Origin of the sequence: Pseudomonas sp. BN515 (assembly GCF_029873155.1) — a bacterium.
Lineage (GTDB): Bacteria > Pseudomonadota > Gammaproteobacteria > Pseudomonadales > Pseudomonadaceae > Metapseudomonas.
Map to the genome: position 1 here is coordinate 144,604 of NZ_SSOH01000029.1, position 23,877 is coordinate 168,480.

Sequence of the window (23,877 nt, forward strand, 5' to 3'; positions counted from 1 at the left end):
GTGATGACCAAACGCAACACACCGCAGCGCCGTCACGCCATCCTTGCTCTGCTCGACGAGCAGGGCGAGGTGAGTGTCGATGAACTGGCCAAGGCCTTTTCCACCTCCGAGGTGACCATCCGCAAGGACCTCACCGCCCTGGAGAAGAACGGCCTGCTGTTGCGTCGTTACGGCGGGGCCGTACCGATGCCCCAGGAGCTGATCGGTGAGGGCGCCCAGCCGGTCTCGTCCTACAAGCTGGCCATCGCCCGCGCCGCCGTCGGCTGCATCCGTGAGCACGCGCGCATCATCATCGACAGCGGCAGCACCACTGCGGCGATGATCCCGGAACTCGGGCACAAGCCTGGCCTCGTGGTGATGACCAACTCCCTCAATGTCGCCAACGCCCTGCGCGAGGTGGAGCACGAGCCCGTGCTGCTGATGACTGGTGGCACCTGGGACCCGCACTCCGAATCCTTCCAGGGCCAGGTGGCCGAGCAGGTCCTGCGTTCCTACGACTTCGACCAGCTGTTCATCGGCGCCGATGGCATCGACCTGCAGCGCGGCACCACCACCTTCAACGAACTGCTGGGCCTCTCGCGCGTCATGGCCGAAGTGGCTCGCGAAGTGATCGTCATGGCCGAGTCCGACAAGGTCGGCCGGCGCATTCCCAACCTGGAGCTGCCCTGGAGCAACATCCACACCCTGATTACCGATGAGCGCCTTTCTGCCGAAGCGCGCGAACAGATAGCCGCGCGCGGGATCAAGCTGATCTGCGCGCGCATAGATTGAAATAGGAGAAGAGCCATGTGTGGCATCGTTGGCGCCATCGCCGAGCGCAACATCACCCCCATCCTGGTCGAGGGCCTGAAGCGCCTCGAATACCGCGGCTATGACAGCGCTGGTGTGGCCGTCTTCACCAATGACGGCACGCTGGACCGCCGCCGTCGCGTCGGCAAGGTCGCCGAGCTGGAGCAGGCCCTGGCCGAGCAGCCTCTGCTCGGTCGTCTGGGCATCGCCCACACCCGCTGGGCCACCCACGGTGCCCCCAGCGAGCGTAATGCCCACCCGCACTTCTCCGGCGAACAGCTGGCAGTTGTCCACAACGGCATCATCGAGAACTACGAAGCCCTGCGCGAACAGCTCAAGGCCCTGGGCTATGTCTTCACCTCGGACACCGACACCGAAGTCATCGTCCACCTGCTGCATCACAAGCTGAAGACCATCCCTGACCTTGCCGACGCCCTCAAGGCTGCCGTGCCCGAACTGCATGGCGCCTATGGCCTGGCGGTGATCAGCGCCAGCCAGCCGGACCGCCTGCTCGCCGCCCGCAGCGGCAGCCCGCTGGTGATCGGCCTGGGCCTGGGCGAGAACTTCCTCGCCTCCGACCAGTTGGCCCTGCGCCAGGTCACCGACCGTTTCATCTACCTGGAAGAAGGGGATATCGCCGAGATCCGCCGTGACAGCCTGCAAATTTGGGACGAGCAGGGTCACGCCGTGCAGCGCGAGCAGGTGCAGTACCACGATGGTGCCGAAGCCGCCGACAAGGGCGAGTACCGCCACTTCATGCTCAAGGAAATCCACGAGCAACCCAAGGTCGTGCAGCGCACCATGGAAGGCCGTCTGGGCACCGACCACGTCCTGGTCAACGCCTTCGGCCCGCGTGCCGCCGAGCTGTTCGCCAAAGTGCGCAATGTGCAGATCGTTGCCTGTGGCACCAGCTATCACGCCGGTATGGTTGCCCGTTATTGGCTCGAAGGCCTGGCCGGCATCCCCTGCCAGATCGAAGTGGCCAGCGAATTCCGTTACCGCAAGGTAGTGGTGCAGCCGGACACCCTGTTCGTCACCATTTCCCAGTCCGGTGAAACCGCCGACACCCTGGCCGCCCTGCGCAATGCCAAGGAGCTGGGCTACCTGACCAGCCTGGCCATCTGCAACGTCGGCACCAGCTCCCTGGTGCGCGAATCCGACCTCACCTTACTGACTCAGGCCGGTCCGGAAATCGGCGTGGCCTCGACCAAGGCCTTCACCACCCAGCTTGTCGGCCTGATGCTGCTGACCCTGTCCCTCGGCCAGGTACGCGGCACCCTCGAGGCGGGCGTGGAAGCCGGCCTGGTGGAAGAACTGCGTCGCCTGCCGACCCGCCTGGGCGAAGCCCTGGCCATGGACAAGACCGTGGAAAAGGTGGCCGAGCTGTTCGCCGAGAAGCACCACACCCTGTTCCTCGGCCGTGGCGCCCAGTACCCGGTGGCGATGGAAGGCTCGCTGAAGCTCAAGGAGATTTCCTACATCCACGCCGAGGCCTATCCGGCCGGCGAGCTCAAGCATGGTCCGCTGGCCCTGGTGGACAGCGACATGCCGGTGGTCACCGTGGCACCGAACAACGAGCTGGTAGAGAAGCTCAAGTCCAACCTGCAGGAAGTGCGTGCCCGTGGTGGCGAGCTGATCGTCTTCGCCGACCGCGAAGCCGGCATCGACAACGGCGAGGGCGTCCATGTCGTGGCCATGCCGCACATCGACGACGCGCTGGCGCCGATCCTCTACACCATCCCGCTGCAGCTTCTGTCCTACTACGTCGCCGTGCTCAAGGGCACCGACGTTGACCAGCCGCGCAACCTGGCCAAGTCGGTGACCGTGGAGTAATCCGCAGCCTGCTTGAACGAACGGCGCCTCAGGGCGCCGTTCGCGTTTTCGGGAACAGCAGGCGGAAGGTGGTGAGCCCCTCCGGCTCGCTGCCGGCCTCCACCTTGCCGCCATGCAGGCTCATGATCGAACGCACGATGGCCAACCCGAGGCCGGTGCCGCCATCGGCCCGTGCGCGGCTGGCGTCCACCCGGTAGAAGCGTTCGAACAAGTGGGGCAGGTGTCGGGATGGAATGCCCGCTCCGGGGTTCTCCACCGCCAGCGCGAAGTTATCCACAAGCGCTTCGATGCGCAGCCGCACCAGGCTGCGGGGCGGACTGTGGCGGATGGCATTGGACAGCAGGTTGGAGATTGCCCGCTGGATCATCAGGCGGTCACCAAGTGGCGCGCCGTCTCCGCTGATTTCCAGGGCGATGAGTTTCTCCTCCGCCGCCAGGGCGAACAGGTCCACCACCCGCCGCGCTTCAGCCTGCAGGCTGATGCGCTCGAACCTGACCAGTGCCGCGGGGTGGCTGACCTGGGCCAGGAACAGCATGTCGGTGACGATGCGCGAGACCCGCTCCAGCTCCTCGGTGCAGGATTCCAGCACCGCTTTGTACTCGTCCGGCTGGCGTTCCCGCGACAGCGTTACCTGTGCCTTGCCCATCAGGTTGCTGATGGGGGAGCGCAGTTCGTGGGCGAGATCGTCGGAGAACTGCGCGAGCTGCTGCACGCCGCCGTCCAGGCGATGCAGCATGACGTTGATGCCCTGGGCCAGGTCATGCAGTTCTCGCGGCAGCTGGTCCACGGGGATGCGGTGGGTGAGGTCCTGGGCGGAAACCTTGGCCGCCACCCGGCGGAACTGCGCCAGGGGCGCCAGCCCGCGCTGCACCACGAAGTGCGCGCCGAGACCGATCAGCAGCAGCACGAAGGGCAGGGCCACCAGGGTGGATTTGACGTAGGCGGCGAGCAGGGCAAGGTCGCTGCGTCGGTCGAGCGAGAGGAACACGCGCACCCTGTCGCCATCCGGCAGGGTCATCTCGCGGTAGGCGCTGAGGGTACGATCGCCATCCCCGTCGTCGGTGGCCTGGAAGCGGGTATCGGCATCGGCGGGAATGTCAGCCAGGCGTCGTTCCAGGACATGGCGGCCAAGACTGAGCAGTGCCGGCCCGCCCACCTCGTTGGCGAAGATGGTCAGTTGAAGGTCGTCATGTCCCTTCACCTGGTCGCCGAGGATATGCGGGCGCAGGTTTTCGGCGCGGGTGCTCAGGTCCAGCGCCAGGCTGTGTTCGATCTGCGCCAGCTTGGCCTCCAGTTCGCGCCGGGCGAGGTTGTCCAGTTCGTGGGTGAGAACCAGGTAGGCCAGGGCCGCCAGCAGTACCACCAGCGCTGCGCCCATCAGACTTACCCACAGCCCCAGGCGAGCGGACAGGCTGGCTGGTTTCATCCACGGTCCTCCAGTACGTAGCCGACGCCGCGCAGGGTGTGGATAAGTTTTCTGTCGAAGGGATCGTCGATCTTCCCCCGCAGGCGGCGGATCGATACCTCCACCACATTGGTGTCGCAGTCGAAGTTCATGTCCCAGACCATCGAGATGATCTGGGTCCGTGACAGCACTTCCCCGCTGCGCCGCATCAGCAGGTGGAGCAGGGCGAATTCCTTGGTGGTCAGGTCGATGCGCCGGGTGCCGCGAAAGGCCCGGTGGCGGCCCGGGTCGAGTTCCAGGTCTGCCACGCGCAGCACCTCTGGCAACTGGATCTGCTCGCTACGCCGCAACAGGCTGCGTACCCGCGCCAGCAGTTCGGGAAACTCGAAGGGCTTCACCAGGTAGTCATCGGCGCCCAGGTCGAGGCCGCGAACCTTGTCTGCGAGGCGGCCACGGGCGGTGAGCATCATCACCCGCGTGTTGCCGCACTGGCGGATGTTGCCGAGTACCCCGAAGCCGTCGACCTCCGGAAGGTTCACGTCGAGGATCACCAGGTCATAGGCGTGCTGGCGGGCCAGGTGGATGCCGTCGATACCATTGTTGGCGCTGTCTACGACATAGCCACTTTCACTCAGGCCCTGATGCAGATATTCGGCAGTCTTGGGCTCGTCCTCGACAATAAGGATTCGCATATCAATTCGTCCTGCAAGTTATTGCCATGCTCATGCGGTAGTTATTCATGTGGGCCATGTACCGATTGGAAGTCTCAACTTCACCACAACTGACAGGGTGGCGAGCGGGCGTGGAGGCTAAACCCTGTAGCAGCTCAAGGGTCAATGCCTGGGTGTTGATCCACGCGGCTTACAGGCGGACCAACTGCAGCGTGGCCACGGCGAATGGCGGTTGCATGGCATGGATAAGTTGTTTCATTTTGCTACGTAAGTTATCGCAGGATATCCGCAGCGGAAGTCATGCTAATACAGGCGAAACACCAATATTCGCCAATTACATATTTGTAATTTTGTAGCCACCTTGCGGATAAGTGCGAATAACTAAAGTCGTCGTGAATATCGAATAGCCCCAGACATCTCAATGTGCCGTGAACTTCCGGGTTGCATGGCCGGGCACCCTTTCGAGTTGCAGAGGACTTTCCCATTGCACGGATCCCCCCTTCGCGAACGCTGGCGAGCTGCCCTGTTCGGCGCCCTGGCGCTGTTCAGCGGCCCACTGCTGGCGTCCAGCCCCGCCGGCCTCGACTTCACGCGTGCGCTGGACGCCGCCTACCGCAACAACCCGGAGCTGGCCGCCATCGGCTGGAACATTGGCATCGCCGAAGGGGAGCGCCGCCAGGCCGGGGTTATCCCCAACCCGGAGCTGTCCTGGGATGCCGAAGACACCCGCAGCGATACCCGCACCACCACCGTGCAGATCAGCCAGCCCATCGAGCTGGGTGGCAAGCGTGGGGCGCGGATCGAGGTGGCAGAGCGCGGTCAGGACATCGCTGCCCTGGAGCTGGAGCAGAAGCGCAATGGCCTGCGTGCCGACACCATCGTTGCGTTCCACGGTGCGTTGCGCACCCAGATGCGGGTGGAGTTGGCGGAAGAATCCCTGCGCCTGGCCGAGCGCGGCCTGTCGGTGGCCGAGGCGCGGATTCGCGCGGGCAAGGCTGCGCCGGTGGAGGCCTTGCGTGCCGATGTGCAGCGCTCCGAGATGCGCCTTGAACTGGGCCGAGCCCACGCTGAGCGCGAAGCGGCGTACCAACAGCTGGCGATGGTGATGGGTGAGGCGCGGCCCAGCTTCAGCCGTGTGCAGGGCGAGCTCGATGCGTTGCCGACGCTACCTGCTGCCACCATCCTCCTCGGGCGACTGGACGAGACTGCCGAACTGCGCCTGGCCGCCCGGCAGATTGGGCAGCAAGAGGCATCGCTGGCGCTGGAGAAGGCCAACCGCATCCCTGACCTCAGTATCAGCGTCGGTAGCCAGTACAGCGCGGAAGACCGCGAGCGCGTCAACCTGGTGGGGCTGTCCATGCCCATTCCGTTGTTCGACCGCAACCAGGGCAATGTCCTGGCGGCGGCGAGACGTGCCGACCAGGCGCGCGATCTGCGCAACGCCACGGAACTCCGTCTGCGCAGCGAAACCCGCCAGGCGCTGGAACAGTGGCGCAGCGCGGCGGCGGATATCCACGCGTTCGAGCAGTCCATCCTGCCGGCGGCCCAGCGTGCGGTGGACTCCGCCACGCGCGGCTTCCAGATGGGCAAGTTCGCCTTCCTCGATGTGCTCGACGCCCAGCGCACCCTGATCGACTCCCGTGGCCGCTACCTCCAGGCCGTCGCCGAGGCCACCGATGCCTGGGCTGCCCTGGTGCGCCTCTATGGCGACCTCTCCAGCCCGGCCGAGGCCTGAAATCCATCGCCGCCAACGGCCGCGAATCTCCCTCTCCTGGCCTGAACGGCAGCCCTGATGGCGTGCCCTGCGGGCCGGGAGACGTATCAACCGAGGAACATCCATGGACAAGAAACGAGGCATCGCCCTGGCCCTGCTGCTGGCCTTCGGCATGGGGATCGGCACCCTGCTCCTGACTGACCGCGCCAGCCAGCCGGTGGCGAGGGAGAACGGTCACACCGACGACGGCGAGCACGCCGAGGAGGGGGATGGCCACGCCGAGGAGGGCCGCCTGGAGCTCAGCGTGACGCAGATCGAGGCCGCCGGCATTGAGCTGGCCAGAGCTGTGCCGCGCACCCTGAGCAAGCGCATTTCCCTGGCCGGCGAGATCCGTCTGGACGACGACCGCACGGCCCACATCTTTCCCCGCGCCGGTGGCGTCGTGGAGTCGGTGCGGGTGAACCTGGGCCAGGCCGTGAAGAAGGGCGAGCTGTTGGCGGTGATCGCCAGCCAGCAGGTGTCCGACCAGCGCAGCGAACTGGCTGCCGCCGAACGCCGTGCCAAGCTGGCGCGAACCACCCTGGAACGCGAGCAACAGCTCTGGCGCGACGGCGTCTCCGCCGAGCAGGACTACCTGCAGGCACGCCAGGCCCTGGAAGAAGCGGAAATCGCCCTGGGCAACGCGCGCCAGAAGATGAGTGCCCTGAGCGGTAGCGTCACCCTGGCCGGCGGCAACCGCTACGAGCTGCGCGCACCCTTCGATGCCGTAGTGGTGGAGAAGCATCTGGTACCGGGTGAGGTGGTCAGTGACGCGACCAACGCCTTCATCCTCTCCGACCTCTCGCGGGTCTGGGCAACCTTCAACGTTTCGCCCAAGGACCTGCGCCTGGTGCAGGTCGGCCGGTCCGTGCGGATCAGCGCGCCGGAGCTGGGCGCAGAAGTCAGCGGCTCGGTGGCCTACGTCGGCAACCTGCTGGGGGAGCAGACCCGTAGCGCCACCGCCCGCGCCACCCTGGAGAACCCCGAAGGCGCCTGGCGCCCCGGCCTGTTCGTCTCCGTGCTGCTGGCCACCGAATCCCGCGAGGTGACGGTCACGGTTCCCCAGCAGGCGATTCAGACCCTTGAGGACAAGCCCGTGGTGTTCGTCCGTGTACCTGGCGGCTTCCTGGTGCAGGAAGTGGTCCTGGGTGAGCGAGACGAAGGCCACGTGGAAATCACCGCGGGCCTGGCCGCCGGCACCGAATTGGCAGTCGCCGGCAGCTTCATCCTCAAGTCCGAGCTGGGCAAGGCCAGCGCCGAGCACGCCCACTGACGAGTAGCCACCATGTTCGAACGCATCATCCAATTCGCCATCGAGCAGCGCCTCATCGTGCTGCTGGCCGTCCTGGCCATGGCCGGGCTGGGCATCGCCAGCTACCAGAAGCTGCCCATCGACGCGGTGCCCGACATCACCAACGTCCAGGTCCAGATCAACACCTCAGCGGCTGGCTTCTCGCCGCTGGAGACCGAGCAACGCATCACCTTCCCCATCGAAACCGCGATGGCCGGTCTGCCGCACCTCAAGCAGACCCGCTCGCTGTCGCGCTCCGGGCTGTCCCAGGTCACCGTCACCTTCGAAGACGGCACCGATCTCTATTTCGCCCGGCAACTGGTCAACGAGCGTCTGCAGCAGGCGCGCGGGCAATTGCCGGAAGGCGCCGAGGCGATGATGGGGCCAATCTCCACCGGGCTCGGCGAGATCTTCCTGTGGACGGTGGAATCCGAGGAGGGCGCGCGCAAGGAAGATGGCAGCGCCTACACGCCCACCGACCTGCGGGTGATCCAGGACTGGATCATCAAGCCGCAGCTGCGCACGGTGCCCGGGGTAGCTGAGATCAACACCATCGGCGGCTTCGCCAGGGAGTTCCAGATTTCCCCGGAGCCCAAGCGCCTGGCGGCCTACAGCCTGACCCTGACCGACCTCGTCACCGCCCTGGAGCGCAACAACGCCAACGTCGGCGCCGGTTACATCGAGCGCAACGGCGAGCAGTTGCTGATCCGTGCACCCGGCCAACTGGAGGGCACCGCCGACATCGCCAATATCGTGGTTGCCAACCGCAGCGGTGCGCCGATCCGTGTGCGCGACATCGCCAGTGTGGATATCGGCCGTGAGCTGCGCAGCGGCGCCGCTACCGAGAACGGCCGCGAAGTGGTGCTGGGCACGGTGTTCATGCTCATCGGCGAGAACAGCCGCAGCGTCTCGCAGGCGGTGGCCAACCGCCTGGAAGAGATCAACCGCAGCCTGCCGAAGGGCGTGGTGGCGGTGCCGGTCTACGACCGCACCCACCTGGTGGACAAGGCCATTGCCACGGTGAAGAAGAACCTGGTGGAAGGCGCCATCCTGGTGATCGCGGTGCTCTTCCTGTTCCTCGGCAACATCCGGGCGGCGCTGATCACCGCCATGGTCATCCCGCTGTCGATGCTCTTCACCTTCAGCGGCATGTTCGCCAACAAGGTCAGCGCCAACCTGATGAGCCTGGGCGCGCTGGACTTCGGCATCATCGTCGACGGTGCGGTGGTCATCGTCGAGAACGCCATCCGCCGCCTGGCCCACGCCCAGAGCCACCACGGCCGCCTGTTGACTCGCAGCGAGCGGCTGCACGAAGTGTTCGCCGCATCGAAGGAAGCGCGCCGCGCCCTGGTGTTCGGCCAACTGATCATCATGGTGGTGTACCTGCCGATCTTCGCCCTCACCGGCGTCGAGGGGAAAATGTTCCACCCCATGGCCTTCACCGTGGTCATCGCCCTGCTGGGCGCCATGATGCTCTCGGTGACCTTCGTGCCTGCGGCCATCGCCCTGTTCGTTACCGGCAAGGTGCGCGAAGAGGAGAACGCGGTGATGCGCGCGGCGCGGCGCGGCTACGCACCGGTGCTGGACTGGGTGATGCGCCGGCGCAACCTGGCCTTCGCCCTGGCCACCGGCGCGGTGCTGGTCTCCGGTGTGCTGGCCAGCCGCATGGGTAGCGAATTCGTGCCGAGCCTGAGCGAAGGCGACTTCGCCCTGCAGGCGCTGCGCGTGCCCGGCACCAGCCTGTCGCAGTCCCTGGACATGCAGCAGCGCCTGGAGCGCGCCATCGTCGAACAGGTGCCGGAAGTACAGCAGGTATTCGCCCGCACCGGCACTGCGGAGATTGCCTCCGACCCCATGCCGCCGAACATCTCCGACAGTTACGTGATGCTCAAGCCGAAGGAGCAGTGGCCTGATCCGGGCAAGTCGAGGGAGGCGCTGATCGAAGACATCCAGCGTGCCAGCGCGACGGTGCCAGGCAGCAACTACGAGCTGTCGCAGCCGATCCAGCTGCGCTTCAACGAGCTGATCTCCGGCGTGCGCAGCGATGTGGCGGTAAAGGTCTTCGGCGACGACATGGCCGTGCTCAACGCCACTGCCGCGAAGATCGCCGCCACCCTGCAGGAGGTGGAGGGCGCCTCTGAGGTGAAGGTGGAGCAGACCACCGGCCTGCCGGTGCTGACCATCAACATCGACCGTGACAAGGCCGCGCGTTATGGGCTCAACGTCGGCGATGTGCAGGACACGGTCGCGGTGGCGGTAGGCGGTCGCCAGGCCGGAACCCTGTTCGAGGGTGACCGCCGCTTCGACATGGTAGTGCGCCTCTCCGATGAGTTGCGTACCGACATCGAAGGGCTGTCCCGTCTGTTGGTACCGGTGCCGGCCAGTGGTGGTTCTGAGCGCATCGCCTTCATTCCGCTGTCCGACGTCGCCAGCCTGGATCTGGTACTCGGCCCGAACCAGGTCAGTCGCGAGAACGGCAAGCGCCTGGTGGTGGTGAGCGCCAACGTGCGGGGTCGCGACATCGGCTCCTTCGTCGGTGAAGCGGAGGAGCGCATCCAGGCCCAGGTGGAGGTGCCGGCTGGTTACTGGACCAGCTGGGGTGGCCAGTTCGAGCAGTTGCAGTCCGCCGCCAAGCGCCTGCAGGTGGTGGTGCCGGTGGCGCTGATGCTGGTATTCGCGCTGCTCTTCATGATGTTCAACAACCTCAAGGATGGCCTGCTGGTGTTCACCGGCATTCCATTCGCCCTCACCGGCGGGGCGTTGGCGCTGTGGCTGCGGGACATTCCGCTGTCCATCTCTGCCGGGGTGGGCTTCATTGCCCTGTCCGGGGTGGCGGTGCTCAATGGCCTGGTGATGATCGCGTTCATCCGCAACCTGCGTGAGCAGGGCAAGCCGCTGGCCCTGGCCGTGACCGAAGGCGCGCTGACCCGCCTGCGTCCGGTACTGATGACCGCCCTGGTGGCATCGCTCGGCTTCGTGCCCATGGCGCTGGCCACGGGGACCGGCGCCGAGGTCCAGCGCCCGCTGGCCACCGTGGTGATCGGCGGCATCCTCTCCTCCACGGCACTGACGCTGCTGGTGCTGCCTGCCCTCTACTTCCGTGCTCACCAGAAGGATGAGCAGGAAGACGCCGCAGCCTGACACTCAAGGCCCCTCGCGCAATGCGAGGGGCTTCTCTCCATTCCATAACCCAAACCCCGTAGGAGCGAGCTCTGCTCGCGAAGCAGAGGTGCGTCATGCGCGCCGGTGGTCGAGCGTTGTGCGGTACCGATCCCGCAATCGGTGCGCACAGTGTTCAGTCGGGGGACATGGGTAACGCATTTACGCTGGCGGCAGCGTTCGAGGATGGGGATCGACCACGATTCGAGCACAAGGCGCACCCTACGATTGGGCAAGCGCGGATTCATTGGCCAATAAAAAAGGCGCCCACATGGGGCGCCCAGGGTTCACCTCGACCAATAGGAGCGTGGAGCTTTTGAAGGTGAACGGTCTTGCCGGGGGAAATCAGTCTTCCTTGGAGTCGTTCTGCGCGCTGAGCTGTTGGGTATCGGCCTTGCTTTCGGACGCCTTGCCACTGTCGCGGGCGAAGAACTGCTTGCCCTTGAGTTCGGCCTGGCTGGCGCGGAATTCCTGCACCATCTGCAGGGAGCGGCTGTAGCCGTCTTCGGCCAGCGCGGCGGTGGAACCCAGGCTGAGGAGGGTAATCAGGAGAAGTTTGCGTACGTTCATGAAGTTCGCCTCGTTTCGATTCATTCGGAGTCCTGCAACTACCCCTGAATCTTAAAAAGGCGGAACTAACGACAAGGTGAGGCGAACATTACATTTGTGACAGAAAGAGCGAGCGAAGTTGCCGGACTTCGCCCGCCCTTGAATGACGTCAGAGAACGTCGAGCGGGTATTCGACGATCAGGCGAACTTCATCGAGATCGGACTCGAAGTCCGTGGCGCGGGTGGTCATCTGGCGCACGCGGAAGGACATGTCCTTCAACGAGCCGGTCTGCACCACGTACTTCGCCTCGATGTTGCGCTCCCAGCGCTTCTGATCCACCAGCGGGTCACCATTGGCGTCACGGCGCATGTAGGTGGCATTGGCGTTGGAGTAGTCGGCATCGCTGCCTCGGGCATAGCGGGTCATGAAGGACAGGCCGGGAATGCCGAAGCTGGCCATGTCCAGGTCGTAGCGGAGCATCCAGGAACGTTCCTTGGGCGAGTTGAAGTCGCTGTACTGGATGGAGTTGTCGAGGAAGATCGAGTCGGACTGGCGCAGGTAGTCGAAGTCGTCGTCGCCGGCGTTGCGCTGGTACGACAGGGCCAGGCTGTGGGCGCCATGGCGGACGCCGACTTTGCCGCTGTAGATATCGTTGTCGAACTCGCCCAGCAGTTTCTGGCCCTGGTCCACGGCCTTGTAGTAATTCAGGCCGCCGAACAGGGTCAGCTCGCCGGCCAGCGGGTACTCGCCGTAGAGACCGGCGTAATGCTGGTTCCAGGCGTCTTCCAGGCGGCTGCTGTAGAGGCTGACGGAGAGGTTGTCGTTGACCCGGTAGTCGCCGCCGAAATACGCCACCCAGGGCGAGTCCACCGTGCCGGCATAGAAGGTGGCGAAGTCGCCGCGCATGCCGCTTTGCTGCGGCTGGCTCATGGCGTGCAGGCGTCCGCCCTGGAGCTTCAGGCCGTCGATGCTGGCGTTCTCCAGGGTCACCCCACGGAAGGTTTCCGGCAGCAGGCGGGAGTCGCCGTAGTGCACCACCGGGGTGGTGGGGAATACGTCGCCGGCTTTGATCACGGTGTCGAACAGACGCGCCTTGAGCGCGCCACCCAGCTTGGAGTACTCGTCCTCGGCTTCGCCTTGGCTGTTGACCGGCAGCAGGTTCACGCTCCCGCCCGGGCCGTGGCGGCCTTCGCCGGTATCCAGCTTGAGGCCGAGCATGGCGAAAGCATCGATGCCGAAGCCCACTGTGCCCTGGGTGAAGCCGGATTCGAAGCGGCCGATGATGCCGTGTGCCCAGACCTCGCTGTAGCCGTTGTCGCTCGGGCTGGACTGGCCATGACGGAAGTCGCGGTTCATGTAGAAGTTGCGGTTGAGGATCGACAGGTTGCTGCCTTCGATGAACCCTTCCGCGGACTCTTCGGCCGCATTCAGTGTGGCGCCGGAAGTCAGCGAGCAAAGTATCGCGATGGACAAGCGGGTTCTTTTATTGCGCATTGATTGCTCCTCTCATATCGGCAGTTATTGGTTTTCTAGTTGCCAGGAATTGTTGTTATGGGGCCGTGCTTCGAGAGGTAATTGAGCATCTCCCGGAACTAGCCGGCGCTTATCGTTGCAAGCGGGAGATAACTTGGAGATGAGTTGCTGATTACAATTCTGTAATCAATGAACGTGTGAATAACCGTGATGTTCCAGTGCGCGCCGAGAAACAGGTTGAGCGATTGCCATGGATGGGTGGTCGAATGCCATGAGTGCCCGGAAAGTGCGTATTGAAGCCGCTTGCGGACCGCTCAATTGAGGGGGACTATCGAATCGATAGCCTGACAACTGTACAGGGTGGTCTACCTTTCCAGTGTTCCTGGAAAAGGAGGAGTTCCCATGCTTGCGCAACTTCCACCGGTCCTGCGCGATCTGAAGCTGCCCCTACGCCTGCAGCTTTGGGATGGCAAGGAAATCGATCTCGGCCCCAACCCGACCGTGACCATGACGGTGAAGGACCCTAGCGCGGTCTCCCTGTTGAGCCGCCCAAGCCTCGGAACACTGGGAACCGCCTACGTGGAAGGGCGTGTGGAACTGACCGGGCCGATCCTGGAGGTGATCCGGGTTGGCGATGCCCTCAGCGAGGCGCTGGTCGATGACGACGACGATTCGGCACCGCTGCGCCAGTCCCACGACAAGGCCACGGACGCGGCGGCCATTTCCTACCACTACGACCTATCCAACGATTTCTATTCCCTCTGGCTGGACCGCGAGATGGTCTACTCCTGTGCCTATTTCCCCACCGGCACCGAGGATCTGAACAGCGCTCAGCAAGCCAAGTTGCATCACCTGTGCCGCAAGCTGCGCCTGAAGCAGGGCGAGTACCTGCTGGACGTGGGCTGCGGCTGGGGCGGCCTGGCGCGGTTCGCGGCTCGCGAGTACGGCGTCCGGGTTTTTGGCATCACCTTGAGCGGCGAACAGCTGGCCCTTGGCCGGGAACGGGTCAAGGCCGATGGGCTGGAACGACAGGTGGAGCTGGAGCTGCTGGATTACCGTGATCTGCCCCAGGACGGCCGCTTCGACAAGGTGGTGAGTGTCGGCATGCTCGAACATGTCGGCCACGCCAATATGCCGGTCTATTGCCAGCGTCTGTTTGGCGCGGTGCGTGACGGCGGGCTGGTGATGAACCACGGCATCACCTCGCGGCACCCGGATGGCCGTCCGGTCGGGCGTGGCGCCGGCGAATTCATCGACCGCTATGTCTTCCCCCACGGCGAGCTGCCTCACCTGGCCACCATGGTCACCGAGCTGAGCCAGGCCGGCATGGAAGTGGTGGATGTGGAAAGCCTGCGCCTGCACTACGCGCGCACCTTGGAATTCTGGAGCGCCAATCTGGAAGCCAATCTGGGCAAGGCTGCCAAACTGGTTCCGGAGCAGGCCCTGCGAATCTGGCGGCTGTACCTGGCAGGTTGTTCCCATGCCTTCCAGAAGGGGTGGATCAATCTGCACCAGATTCTCGCCACCAAGCCCCGCGCGGATGGCTCCCATGAGTTGCCGTGGAGTCGGGCGGACCTCTACGTCCGATAACGCCAGGCATATTCGGCAACGGCGTCGTGTGCGTGGAGGCTTTCCGCGTGCACGACCCGCAGCCTGAAGCCCTCCAGCCAGTCCTGCTTCTGCAAGGCGCTGCCCAGGCGCCTGGCAGCATCCTCACAGAACATCAGGTTCTGGCCGTTGGCCAGGGCGAAGGCCTGCTCGTCCGCCCGTTTCACCGCCGTCTGCACCGCTGTACCCAGGCTCTGCTCGGCCAGTTCGACCAGGCGGAGCAGGGGGATGCTCTCTTTCGCAGCCAGGCGCAGCCAGAAGGTGGCGGTGCTGCGTTGGCTATGGGGCGTGGCGACTATGCCCTGGCTGTTGCCCAGCCAGGCGAGCACCTGTTCCCGTGGCAAAGGATGGTCGGGGAAGTCCTCGGCGAAGCGCTGCTGGATCAGCTGGCGGGCAAGCGCTGCTGAGCAAGGGCAGGTGGAGGAATAGGCCAATTGCAATTGAAGTTCCACGTGGAACCCCCATCGATCCTGGCGTGCACGGACCTCGAATGGATAAGCCTTCCATCCGGCCAGCGGGCTCACCAGGGCTGGCCGCTGCAGCAAGGCCTCGCCGCGTACGTTCAGGCTGGCGCTGGCAGACAGTCCCTGGTGGCTATCGAGGAAACGCTTCAGCACCCGGCGCAACAGGGTGCCGGAAAGCTCCTCCCGTTCCAGTTCCTCCAATGCCAGGTAGAGACGCGACATATGGATGCCACGGGCACTGGCGTCATCCAGGCTGACGCCAGCGTCGACCTGCGTGACGATGCGCTGTCCGGCCAGAACCACGGGTTGGGCAATGCCGCACATGCCGACCCAGTCCAGGGGCAGGTCGAGGGTCGAGGTCTGCGCGGCGATATCCGGAAGGGAGATGGCGTTCATCGGTCGGGCTCTTGAAATCGGCAATAAATGTTATGTTATAACAAATAAAGCCTGTGAAGAACACCACCATGCCAGACACCCTGCTCAACCGCGAAGAACTCCTAGCCCTGCCCGCCGAGGACTACATGAACGAGGCACAAAGGGCGTTTTTCCGCGACCTCCTGGAGCGCCAGCGTGAAGAGCTACGCCAGCGCATCGACACCGAGTTCGGTGCCCTGCGCGAAGTGGAGCCGGTCAGCGATGAGAGTGATCTCGCCAGCCGGGAGGAACAGCGCCTGTGGCAGCTCCGGCTGCTGGAGCGGGAGAAGCGCCTGCTGGACAAGATCGACGAATCCCTGAATCGCCTCGCCAGTGGCGAGTACGGCTGGTGCGAAGAAAGCGGCGAGCCCATCGGTCTGCGCCGCCTGCTTCTGCGGCCCACCGCGACCCTTTGCCTGGAAGCCAAGCAGCGCCAGGAACAACAGGAACGCCACCAGCGCCAAATCTGAGAGGAACCCCCATGGATCAACATCTACCCGTCACCCTGCTCTCCGGCTTCCTCGGCGCCGGCAAGAGCACCCTGCTCAATCACGTGCTCAGGAACCGCGACCAACTTCGCGTGGCCGTGATCGTCAATGACATGAGCGAGATCAACATCGATGCCAGCGAGGTCCAGCGCGACGTCAGCCTGAACCGTGCCGAGGAACGGCTGGTGGAAATGAGCAATGGCTGCATCTGTTGCACCCTGCGCGAAGACTTGCTGGAAGAAGTCAGCCGCCTGGCTCGCGAAGGGCGCTTCGACTATCTGCTGATCGAGTCCACCGGAATTTCCGAGCCACTGCCAGTGGCCGAGACCTTCACCTTCCGTGACGAACAGGGCCGGAGCCTGTCCGACCTGGCGCGCCTGGATACCCTGGTCACCGTGGTCGATGGGGTGAACTTCCTGCGTGACTACCACGCCGCGGAAAGCCTCGACAGCCGCGGCGAGTCCCTGGGGATGGACGACGAACGCACCATCAGCGACTTGCTGATCGAGCAGGTGGAGTTTGCCGACGTGCTGCTCATCAGCAAGACCGACCTGATTTCCAGCGCCGAGCGTGAGGAGCTGATTGCCATCCTGCGGCGTCTCAATCCCGAGGCGGAAGTGCTGCCGATGGTGATGGGCCAGGTCGACCTCGGGCGCATCCTCGACACCGGCCGCTTCGACTTCGACCGTGCCGCCCAGGCGCCAGGCTGGTTGAAGGAACTACGCGGCGAGCACAGGCCGGAAACCGAGGAGTACGGCATCGCCTCCACGGCGTATCGCGCCCGGCGGCCGTTCCACCCCCAGCGCTTCTTCAGCTTCGTCAATCGCGAGTGGAGCAATGGCCGCCTGCTGCGCTCCAAAGGCTACTTCTGGCTTGCCAGCCGCTACCGCGAGGCGGGCAGCTGGTCCCAGGCCGGCGGCCTGATGCGCCACGGCCTGGCGGGCGTCTGGTGGCGCTTCGTGCCGCGCGAGCGTTGGCCGGATGACCGGGATGGCTTGAGTGCCGTTCTCCAGCACTGGTTGGCGGGCGTTGGCGATTGCCGCCAGGAGCTGGTGTTCATTGGCCAGGGCATCGACTTCGAGCGCCTGCGCAGGGAGCTGGATGGCTGCCTGCTGGACGACGACGAGATGGCCGGAGGTCTGGAAGCCTGGGCGCTGCTGCCAGATCCTTTCGACCCCTGGCACGATGAGGAGGCGGCCTGATGCTGGCGTGGCAGCTGCCGGGGGACGGCTTATCTCGCGCCGGCGGCGGCCACTGTGGATAAGCGGTCCATGAAGGTCGGGGAATTATCCACAGGTCGCCACGGCTGACGCTGGGTGACAGCCGCCTGTTATTGACGCTGGATTGGCTGGGACAGGTGCTTTACCAGACGGGGCTGCAGGGCAGACCTGCGGTCTGCTTGGCGAATGAATTCGCCCCTACAGGGATTGGGAGGACTTGCTTTACTCCCACTTGCCCTGGCTTTGGGTCTCGCAGAAGGGTTTCAGGTAGCGCGCATCGCTGGCCACGCCGTAGTAGTGGATATCCTGGCGGTAGAGCTGGTTGCTGACCTTGGCGTTGCGGCACACACCGAATGCGCCGGTCGGGCAGTTATCCACAAAGCTCACTTCCACTTTCTGTCCCTTCATCTCCGGCTTGCAGAAGCCGTCGCGAAAGAGTTGCGACGGGATGCTACGGTTTTCCTGGCAGAGCTTCACGTCGAGGCCGTTGCCCTGGCTGTGGACAACACAGGCTTCGGCACGGGCTTCGACGGACAGCAACAGCAGCACGGGCAGCAACCAGATACGCATGGGAGGTCTTCCGGGTCATGAAGGACGCGACTCTAGCACGAGGCTTTCTCGGCGGGCTGTGAAGCAGCACCATAGGTCCATGCTTACCCATATCCCTACCCATCTCATCGCCGGGCCCCTGGGGGCCGGCAAGACCAGCCTGATCCGCCAGCTGCTGGCGCAGCGGCCTGCCCATGAACGCTGGGCGGTGCTGATCAACGAATTCGGCCAGATCGGCCTGGACGCGGCACTGCTCGCCAGCAGCGACGACGGCATTGCCATCGCCGAGGTGGCGGGCGGCTGCGTCTGCTGCGTCAACGGCGCGCCCTTCCAGGTCGGACTTGGCCGGCTACTGCGCAAGGCACGGCCAGACCGGCTACTGATCGAACCCTCCGGACTCGGACACCCGGTGGAGCTACTGCGACAGCTACGCGAACCCCCTTGGGAGGGCGTTCTGGCGCTACAGCCGAGCGTCATGGTGCTCGACGCGGCGGCGCTGGCTACGGGCCAGCTACTGCCAGACAGCCAGCGGGAGGCACTTTCGGATGCTGGCCTAGTGCTACTAAACAAGGCCGAAAGCCTGGATTCGGCTACCTGTGAACAACTTGCCGCGAAACTACCCAATGTCCCCCTGCTGTGGACGACACAAGGAAGGCTCGATATCCAGAAGCTTCCAGGCATTCATTCACATTCTGGAAAAGCTGTTGGTATCAATGAGTTACCAACAGGTGTGGATAAACCTCCCGTCCTGTGGAGGAATCCGTCCGAACCCATCTGCCAGATCCAGGCAAACGACGACGGTTGGAGCATTGGTTGGCGCTGGCACCCGAGCCAGCGATTCGAGCTGATGCGCCTGCAACAGTGGCTGGCCGGCCTGCCCTGGCGCCGCGCCAAGCTGGTGCTGCAGACCAACGCCGGCTGGCTCTCCGGCAACGCCCTGGATGGCGCGCCGATCCACTGGCAGGCCAGCGAATGGCGCAAGGATTCGCGTCTGGAGCTGATCTTCGACGGGCCCCAGGACGAGGCGGCGCTGAAGGCGGGAATGGAGGTTTGCCGGTTGGGTAGTGAGAAGGGCTGAGGATCGTCGGCTTGCCTGTAGGGGCGAATTCATTCGCCAAGGGCAGCGTAGCTGCCCCATGCAAGGCCATAGGGCGAACCTGGGGTTCGTTTGGCGATTGAAATGGCTATGTCTGCGGTAGCTGTTGCCAGAGATGTCCATCGGTCCGGGGGCCTTGTAGGAGCTAGCTTGCTAGCGAAACGGGGCCATTCGCTGGCAAGCCAGCTCCTACGGGCAATCCAGCCACTTGCAACACTTGATGCGGACACAGCCATTGAAATCGGCCCTACAACGAACGCTCGGAGGCATTCCCCCCAGAAACGAAAACGGGCCCCGAAGGGCCCGTCTCATGTCGATCCGGAGGAAGGATCAGTCCTGGTTCATCCGCGAATGGGTGCGGGTGTCTTTCATGAACACGTACACCAGCAGCGAGCAGGCGATGCACGCGGTGACGTACCAGTAGAAGCCGCTTTCCATGCCGATGCTCTTGAACCACAGGGCAATGTACTCGGCGGTACCACCGAAGATGGACACGGTCAGTGCATAGGGCAGGCCCACGCCCAGGGCGCGGATCTCGGTGGGGAAGAGCTCGGCCTTAACCACCGCGTTGATCGAGGTGTAGCCGCTGACGATGATCAGCGCCGCCATGATCAGGAAGAACGCGCCCCACCAGGTCTCGATGCTGTGCAGGGTGCTGAGGATCGGGTAGGTGAACAGGGTGCCCAGCACGCCGAAGGCGATCAGGATCGGGCGACGGCCGATCTTGTCGGAAAGCCCGCCGACGATGGGTTGCAGCAGCATGAACAGGAACAGCGTGGCGGCCGAGATCATGGTCGAGTCGTCCTTGCTCATGCCCACGGTGTTCACCAGGTACTTCTGCATGTAGGTCGTGTAGGTGTAGAAGGCCAGGGTGCCGCCCATGGTCAGGCCGACCACGGTCAGCACTTCCTTCGGATGGCGCAGCAGGGTACGCAGGAGGCTTTCCTTCGGCTTGTCCTTCTTCTTGGTGAAGGAGTCGGTCTCTTCCATGCCGCGACGCAGGAACATGGCCACCACCGCGCACAGGGCGCCGATGAAGAAGGGCACGCGCCAGCCCCAGCTTTCCAACTGCTCGGTGGTCAGGGTCTGCTGGAGGATGATCAGCACCGCCAGGGCGATGAGCTGGCCGGAGATCAGGGTCACGTACTGGAAGCTGGAGAAGAAGCCGCGTTGCTCCTTGGTCGCCATCTCTGACAGGTAGGTGGCTGAGGTGCCGTATTCACCGCCTACCGAGAGGCCCTGCAAGAGGCGCGCGACCACCAGCAGGATCGGGGCGGCGACGCCAATGGTCTCGTAACTGGGGGTCAGGGCGATGATCAGCGAGCCGAAGCACATCAGCAGAACCGAGGCCAGCAGGGCAGCCTTGCGGCCCTTGCGGTCGGCGTAGATGCCCATCAGCCAGCCGCCGATGGGGCGCATCAGGAAGCCCACGGCGAAGATCGCGGCAGTGTTGAGCAGTTGGGCGGTCATGTCGCCCTGGGGGAAGAACGCCTTGGCGAAGTACAGCGAGAAGGCCGCGTAGACGTACCAGTCGTACCACTCGACCAGGTTGCCGACTGAGCCACTGAAAATCGATTTGATGCGTTGCGATGTCGTGCGGGGTTCTGCAGAGGCAGCCAGGGTGCTGGAGTTATCCATCATCTTTCCTCGACGCGTGTTGTTGTTGTGGAGGCGCTGCTCTGTGGCGGCGCGCTTGGGCACAGGGCACATAGCAGGAGCTGTGCCAGGGGAGGAAAGGCCCGGAATAGAGGGGTTTCAGCGCTGTGAGACGAGGTTCATGCGCGGAATCCTGCCGATGCCGGAATGGCGATGAGCAAGATTCCGCCGATGGTGAGTCGCCTGTAGGGGCGAATTCATTCGCCAAGGACAGCGCAGCTGTCCCCGGATATTCCAGAGGGCGAACCTGCGGTCCGCTTGGCGATTGAAATCGCCCCTACAGAAAGAGCGCGAGTCAGTCGTCCTCGCCGCGCAGGAACTCGCTGCGGGCCAGGCCGTGGCGGACCATCTTCTCATTGAGGGTGCGGCGCGGCAGGCGCAGCAGGTCCATCACTGCCTTGATGTCGCCCTGGCAGCGCGCCAGGGCCTGGCGCAGGCATTGCGCCTCGTAGGCTTCCATCAGTTCGGCCAGGGAAGGTTCACCCTCGGTTCGATCCGCCTGGCCTGTGGATAAGCCCAGCACGTGGCGCTCGGCGGCGTTGGCCAGCTCGCGCACGTTGCCCGGCCAGTCGTGGGCCAGCAGCTGGGCCAGTTCGGCAGGGGTGAGCGTCGGTTGCGGCCGGCCCAGGCGCTCGCTGGCCTGGCGGGCGAAATGCTCGAACAGCAGGGGAATGTCCTCGCGCCGCTCGCGCAGCGCGGGCAATTGCAGTTCGGCCACGTTCAGGCGGTAGAGCAGGTCTTCGCGGAAGCGTCCGGCGCGGACTTCGTCGCGCAGGTCCGGCTTGGTGGCCGCCACCACGCGGATATCCACAGCGATGCTCTGGTTCGAGCCCAGGCGTTCCAGGCGCTGCTCCTGCAGCACCCGCAGCAGCTTCACCTGCTGCGCCAGCGGCATGCTTTCGATCTCGTCGAGGAACAGGGTGCCGCCGTGGGCGTGCTCGATCTTGCCAATGCGCTTGCCCTGGGCGCCGGTGAAGGCGCCGCTCTCGTGGCCGAACAGCTCGCTCTCGAAGAGGTTCTCCGGGATGGCCGCGCAGTTCAGCGCCACGAAGGGCTTGCTGGCGCGGGGGCCGAAGTCGTGCAGGCAGCGCGCGACCATTTCCTTGCCGGCACCGGTATCGCCCCGCAGCAAGATATTCACAGGGGTAACGGCCAGGTCCAGCACCTTCCGGCGCAGTTGCACCATGGGTTTGGATACGCCCAGCAGGCGGCCGTCGAGCTGGTCCTTGAGGTCCGCCTGAACCCGCAGGCGACGGTTCTCCTGAACCAGCCGGCGTTTTTCCAGGGCGCGGCGCAGGCTTTCCAGCAGGCGCTCGGCGGTGAAGGGTTTCTCGATGAAGTCGTAGGCGCCCAGGCGCATGGCTTCCACTGCCTGGGGCACGTCGCCGTGGCCGGTGACCATCAGGAACGGCAGCTCGCGGTCCAGCGCCTGTACCGCCTGGAGCAGGGCCATGCCATCCATGCCGGGCATGCGCAGGTCGCTGATGACCACGCCGGGGAAGTCCGCGTCGAGGCGCTTCAGGCAATCTTCGGCGCTGGATTCCACCCGCACCTCGAAGCCGGAGAGCTCCAGCCACTCGCGCACAGCGTCACGGATAGCCGCTTCGTCGTCGACGAAGATCACCTGGGCTGTCATGGCTGTTCCTCTCTGGTTTTATCCACAGGCAGGCGCAGGCTGAACAGCGCACCCTCGCCCTGGTTGGCGGCGCTCAGGGTGCCGCCCAGTTCATGGACGATGGCGTAGGACACTGCCAGTCCGATTCCCAGGCCGGCACCTGCCGGTTTGGTGGTGAAGAAGGGGTCGAAGACCCGTGGCAGATCGTCTTCCGCGATGCCGCCGCCGTTGTCGGCCACTTCCAGCAGCCAGTGGTCGCTGTCCCGCCGCAGGGTTATCCACAATTGTGGATCGGCCTCGCCGGCCACCGCGTCCAGGGCATTGCGCAGCAGATTGACCAGCACCTGCTCCAGGCGAATGGCGTCGCCCGAAACCCAGGCCGGCACCGTCAGCGCCTGGCTGATCTGCACTTTCGCGTCGCGCAGGTTGGGCGCCAGCAACTGCAGGGATTTATCCACAACGCTGCCCAGCTCCAGGCACTCGCGCAGGCCGCCGGGGGTCTTGCGCGCGTAGGTCTTGAGGTGGCCGGTGAGGGCGGCCATGCGCTGCAGCAGTTCGTCATGGCGCCCCAGGGCCTTGCGCGCCTGTTCCAGCTGGCCGTTGTCGAGCATCAGGCGCAGGCTCGCCAGGTGCATCTGCAGGGCGGTGAGCGGCTGGTTGATTTCGTGGGCCAGGGCTGTGGACATCTGCCCGAGGGCGGCCAGCTTGGCCGCCTGGATCAATCCGTCCTGGGCGGTACGCAGGGCAGCGGTGCGTTGTTCCACCAGTTGCTCCAGCTCTTCCCGGCTGCGCTGGCGGAGGCGTGCCAGGCGCCAGCGCTGGTGCAGGAAAAGCACCAGGAAGAACACCGCCAACCAAGCACCCCCGGCAGCCAGGCTGGCGGCGCGGGCGCTGCTGGCGGCCTCTTGCGGGGTGCGCAGCAGGTGCAGGGTCCAGCCTTCGCTCGGCAGCGGCAGGCTTTCCCAGAGGTAGTCGCGGGGGCCGTCGGGTCCTTCGACCCGGACCAAACGGCTGTCATCGCCGAAATCGATCCGGGTGCTGTGGATAAGTGGTGCCAGGGGCTGTTTGTCGTATTGCCGGGTCGCCGCCATCTCGGCGCGGCCTTCTGCGGAGATGGGCTGCAGCTCGCGGTAGCGCCATCCCGGTTGGTTGGCGATAAACACCACGCCACGGGCGTCGCTGACCAGGATGATGTCCGAACGCTGTCCCCATTCCTGCTCCAGTTCGGGGAATTCCAGCTTCACCACGATGGCGCCGATGAAGGCGTCCTCCGCGCCACGCACGGCGCTGGCGAGGAAGTAGCCAGGAATCCCGCTGGTCACGCCCACCGCATAGAAGCGGCCGCTGCCCAGGCGCCGTGCCTCGGCGAAGTAGGGACGGAAGCCATAGTTGTGGCCGACGAAGCTGGTGGGCAAGCGCCAGTTGCTGGCGGCTACGGCCAGGCCCTCGCGGTCCAGCAGTTCCAGGGTGGTGGAGCCGGCGGCGCGGTTCATCTGCTCCAGCTTGAGGTTGAGCATGTGCTGCGCGGCGTTATCCACAGGCCCGCTCAATGTCGTGCGCAGCTCCGGGTCCAGCGCCAGCACGGCGGGCAGGGCGCGGAAACGGTCAATCAGGGTGCGCAGGCTGCCGGCATACAGCGTCAGTTGCTCGCGGGCCTGTTCGCCTTCGTCGCGCAGGGCCTGACGCTCTGCCTTGTGGCCAGCCAGGTGCATCGCCAGGAACAGGCCGGCGAGCAGCAGCAGGATCAACAGGGCGATGCGCAGTTGGCGGGAAATCAAGGGCGGCGTCCGCGGGTCAGAGGCGGCGACGATACCACGGCCAACCTCACCCACTGCTCTGGACG

The 23,877-nt window shown here is 64.8% G+C and carries 18 protein-coding genes; 9 read left to right on the forward strand and 9 right to left on the reverse strand.

From position 1 onward, the window contains the following. Together E8E91_RS08365 and glmS are read left to right on the forward strand one after the other, a co-directional pair. On the forward strand, nucleotides 1-771 hold the full coding sequence (locus E8E91_RS08365; RefSeq protein ID WP_280375362.1) for a DeoR family transcriptional regulator: 771 nt from the start codon (nucleotides 1-3) through the stop codon (nucleotides 769-771). A gap of 15 nt (nucleotides 772-786) precedes the next feature. Then, nucleotides 787-2,622, forward strand: a complete 1,836-nt coding sequence (glmS, locus tag E8E91_RS08370) for a glutamine--fructose-6-phosphate transaminase (isomerizing) (protein ID WP_280375363.1) — start codon at nucleotides 787-789, stop codon at nucleotides 2,620-2,622. A gap of 28 nt (nucleotides 2,623-2,650) precedes the next feature. Here glmS and E8E91_RS08375 read toward each other — a convergent pair whose 3' ends face one another. Then, complete coding sequence (locus tag E8E91_RS08375; RefSeq protein ID WP_280375364.1) at nucleotides 2,651-4,048, reverse strand: heavy metal sensor histidine kinase; 1,398 nt, start codon at nucleotides 4,046-4,048, stop codon at nucleotides 2,651-2,653. After that, nucleotides 4,045-4,719 carry a heavy metal response regulator transcription factor gene (locus E8E91_RS08380; RefSeq protein WP_280375365.1) on the reverse strand — a complete coding sequence of 225 codons (675 nt, stop codon included), beginning with the start codon at nucleotides 4,717-4,719 and terminating at the stop codon, nucleotides 4,045-4,047. The genes E8E91_RS08375 and E8E91_RS08380 overlap by 4 nt, the downstream gene beginning before the upstream one ends. Before the next feature lie 514 nt (nucleotides 4,720-5,233). Between E8E91_RS08380 and E8E91_RS08385 the strand changes: the two genes are divergently transcribed. The 3 genes from E8E91_RS08385 to E8E91_RS08395 all read left to right on the forward strand — a co-directional run bounded on the left by E8E91_RS08385 (nucleotide 5,234) and on the right by E8E91_RS08395 (nucleotide 10,883). After that, on the forward strand, nucleotides 5,234-6,433 hold the full coding sequence (locus E8E91_RS08385) for a TolC family protein (RefSeq protein WP_280375422.1): 1,200 nt from the start codon (nucleotides 5,234-5,236) through the stop codon (nucleotides 6,431-6,433). Nucleotides 6,434-6,536: 103 nt separating this feature from the next. Then, a complete protein-coding gene (locus E8E91_RS08390; protein WP_280375366.1) occupies nucleotides 6,537-7,724 on the forward strand; it encodes an efflux RND transporter periplasmic adaptor subunit in 1,188 nt (395 codons plus the stop codon). Between the two features lie 12 nt (nucleotides 7,725-7,736). Continuing rightward, the gene (locus E8E91_RS08395) at nucleotides 7,737-10,883 is read left to right on the forward strand and encodes a CusA/CzcA family heavy metal efflux RND transporter (RefSeq protein WP_280375367.1); all 3,147 of its coding nucleotides are present in this window, start codon (nucleotides 7,737-7,739) and stop codon (nucleotides 10,881-10,883) included. A gap of 363 nt (nucleotides 10,884-11,246) precedes the next feature. On the opposite strand, the gene E8E91_RS08400 is transcribed toward E8E91_RS08395, so the two are convergent. Further along, entirely contained in the window at nucleotides 11,247-11,471 is a 225-nt protein-coding gene (locus tag E8E91_RS08400) for a hypothetical protein (RefSeq protein WP_280375368.1), read from the reverse strand. Between the two features lie 148 nt (nucleotides 11,472-11,619). Further along, the gene (locus tag E8E91_RS08405) at nucleotides 11,620-12,945 is read right to left on the reverse strand and encodes an OprD family porin (RefSeq protein ID WP_280375370.1); all 1,326 of its coding nucleotides are present in this window, start codon (nucleotides 12,943-12,945) and stop codon (nucleotides 11,620-11,622) included. 381 nt (nucleotides 12,946-13,326) lie between these two features. On the opposite strand from E8E91_RS08405, the gene cfaB reads away from it, so the two are divergent. Further along, entirely contained in the window at nucleotides 13,327-14,514 is a 1,188-nt protein-coding gene (gene cfaB, locus E8E91_RS08410) for a C17 cyclopropane fatty acid synthase CfaB (RefSeq protein WP_280375371.1), read from the forward strand. Here cfaB and folE2 read toward each other — a convergent pair. Further along, nucleotides 14,502-15,392 (reverse strand): GTP cyclohydrolase FolE2, encoded by an 891-nt coding sequence (gene folE2 / locus E8E91_RS08415; protein ID WP_280375372.1) that lies wholly within the window; start codon nucleotides 15,390-15,392, stop codon nucleotides 14,502-14,504. The genes cfaB and folE2 overlap by 13 nt on opposite strands. Before the next feature lie 68 nt (nucleotides 15,393-15,460). On the opposite strand from folE2, the gene dksA reads away from it, so the two are divergent. Together dksA and zigA are read left to right on the forward strand one after the other, a co-directional pair. After that, entirely contained in the window at nucleotides 15,461-15,880 is a 420-nt protein-coding gene (gene dksA, locus E8E91_RS08420; protein WP_280369782.1) for an RNA polymerase-binding protein DksA, read from the forward strand. A gap of 11 nt (nucleotides 15,881-15,891) precedes the next feature. Beyond that, nucleotides 15,892-17,100 (forward strand): zinc metallochaperone GTPase ZigA, encoded by a 1,209-nt coding sequence (gene zigA / locus E8E91_RS08425; protein WP_280375373.1) that lies wholly within the window; start codon nucleotides 15,892-15,894, stop codon nucleotides 17,098-17,100. A 240-nt stretch (nucleotides 17,101-17,340) separates the two neighbouring features. On the opposite strand, the gene E8E91_RS08430 is transcribed toward zigA, so the two are convergent. Continuing rightward, complete coding sequence (locus E8E91_RS08430) at nucleotides 17,341-17,688, reverse strand: NADH:ubiquinone oxidoreductase (RefSeq protein WP_280375374.1); 348 nt, start codon at nucleotides 17,686-17,688, stop codon at nucleotides 17,341-17,343. A gap of 79 nt (nucleotides 17,689-17,767) precedes the next feature. Here E8E91_RS08430 and E8E91_RS08435 point away from each other — a divergent pair, with 79 nt between their 5' ends. Continuing rightward, nucleotides 17,768-18,745, forward strand: coding sequence for a CobW-like GTP-binding protein (locus tag E8E91_RS08435; RefSeq protein WP_280375376.1), 978 nt, complete (start codon nucleotides 17,768-17,770; stop codon nucleotides 18,743-18,745). A gap of 348 nt (nucleotides 18,746-19,093) precedes the next feature. On the opposite strand, the gene E8E91_RS08440 is transcribed toward E8E91_RS08435, so the two are convergent. The 3 genes from E8E91_RS08440 to E8E91_RS08450 all read right to left on the reverse strand — a co-directional run bounded on the left by E8E91_RS08440 (nucleotide 19,094) and on the right by E8E91_RS08450 (nucleotide 23,812). Further along, complete coding sequence (locus E8E91_RS08440) at nucleotides 19,094-20,401, reverse strand: MFS transporter (protein ID WP_280375377.1); 1,308 nt, start codon at nucleotides 20,399-20,401, stop codon at nucleotides 19,094-19,096. A 313-nt stretch (nucleotides 20,402-20,714) separates the two neighbouring features. Continuing rightward, a complete protein-coding gene (locus E8E91_RS08445; protein WP_280375378.1) occupies nucleotides 20,715-22,055 on the reverse strand; it encodes a sigma-54 dependent transcriptional regulator in 1,341 nt (446 codons plus the stop codon). Beyond that, on the reverse strand, nucleotides 22,052-23,812 hold the full coding sequence (locus E8E91_RS08450; RefSeq protein WP_280375379.1) for an ATP-binding protein: 1,761 nt from the start codon (nucleotides 23,810-23,812) through the stop codon (nucleotides 22,052-22,054). The genes E8E91_RS08445 and E8E91_RS08450 overlap by 4 nt, the downstream gene beginning before the upstream one ends. Nucleotides 23,813-23,877 lie beyond the last annotated feature (65 nt).

Excerpts from the sequence above, each read along its gene's own strand:
- glmS (WP_280375363.1), top strand. The coding sequence starts at position 787 with ATGTGTGGCATCGTTGGCGCCATCGCCGAGCGCAACATCACCCCCATC.
- E8E91_RS08375 (WP_280375364.1), bottom strand. The coding sequence starts at position 4,048 with ATGAAACCAGCCAGCCTGTCCGCTCGCCTGGGGCTGTGGGTAAGTCTG.
- E8E91_RS08380 (WP_280375365.1), bottom strand. The coding sequence starts at position 4,719 with ATGCGAATCCTTATTGTCGAGGACGAGCCCAAGACTGCCGAATATCTG.
- E8E91_RS08390 (WP_280375366.1), top strand. The coding sequence starts at position 6,537 with ATGGACAAGAAACGAGGCATCGCCCTGGCCCTGCTGCTGGCCTTCGGC.
- E8E91_RS08395 (WP_280375367.1), top strand. The coding sequence starts at position 7,737 with ATGTTCGAACGCATCATCCAATTCGCCATCGAGCAGCGCCTCATCGTG.
- E8E91_RS08400 (WP_280375368.1), bottom strand. The coding sequence starts at position 11,471 with ATGAACGTACGCAAACTTCTCCTGATTACCCTCCTCAGCCTGGGTTCC.
- E8E91_RS08405 (WP_280375370.1), bottom strand. The coding sequence starts at position 12,945 with ATGCGCAATAAAAGAACCCGCTTGTCCATCGCGATACTTTGCTCGCTG.
- cfaB (WP_280375371.1), top strand. The coding sequence starts at position 13,327 with ATGCTTGCGCAACTTCCACCGGTCCTGCGCGATCTGAAGCTGCCCCTA.
- folE2 (WP_280375372.1), bottom strand. The coding sequence starts at position 15,392 with ATGAACGCCATCTCCCTTCCGGATATCGCCGCGCAGACCTCGACCCTC.
- dksA (WP_280369782.1), top strand. The coding sequence starts at position 15,461 with ATGCCAGACACCCTGCTCAACCGCGAAGAACTCCTAGCCCTGCCCGCC.
- zigA (WP_280375373.1), top strand. The coding sequence starts at position 15,892 with ATGGATCAACATCTACCCGTCACCCTGCTCTCCGGCTTCCTCGGCGCC.
- E8E91_RS08430 (WP_280375374.1), bottom strand. The coding sequence starts at position 17,688 with ATGCGTATCTGGTTGCTGCCCGTGCTGCTGTTGCTGTCCGTCGAAGCC.
- E8E91_RS08435 (WP_280375376.1), top strand. The coding sequence starts at position 17,768 with ATGCTTACCCATATCCCTACCCATCTCATCGCCGGGCCCCTGGGGGCC.
- E8E91_RS08440 (WP_280375377.1), bottom strand. The coding sequence starts at position 20,401 with ATGGATAACTCCAGCACCCTGGCTGCCTCTGCAGAACCCCGCACGACA.
- E8E91_RS08445 (WP_280375378.1), bottom strand. The coding sequence starts at position 22,055 with ATGACAGCCCAGGTGATCTTCGTCGACGACGAAGCGGCTATCCGTGAC.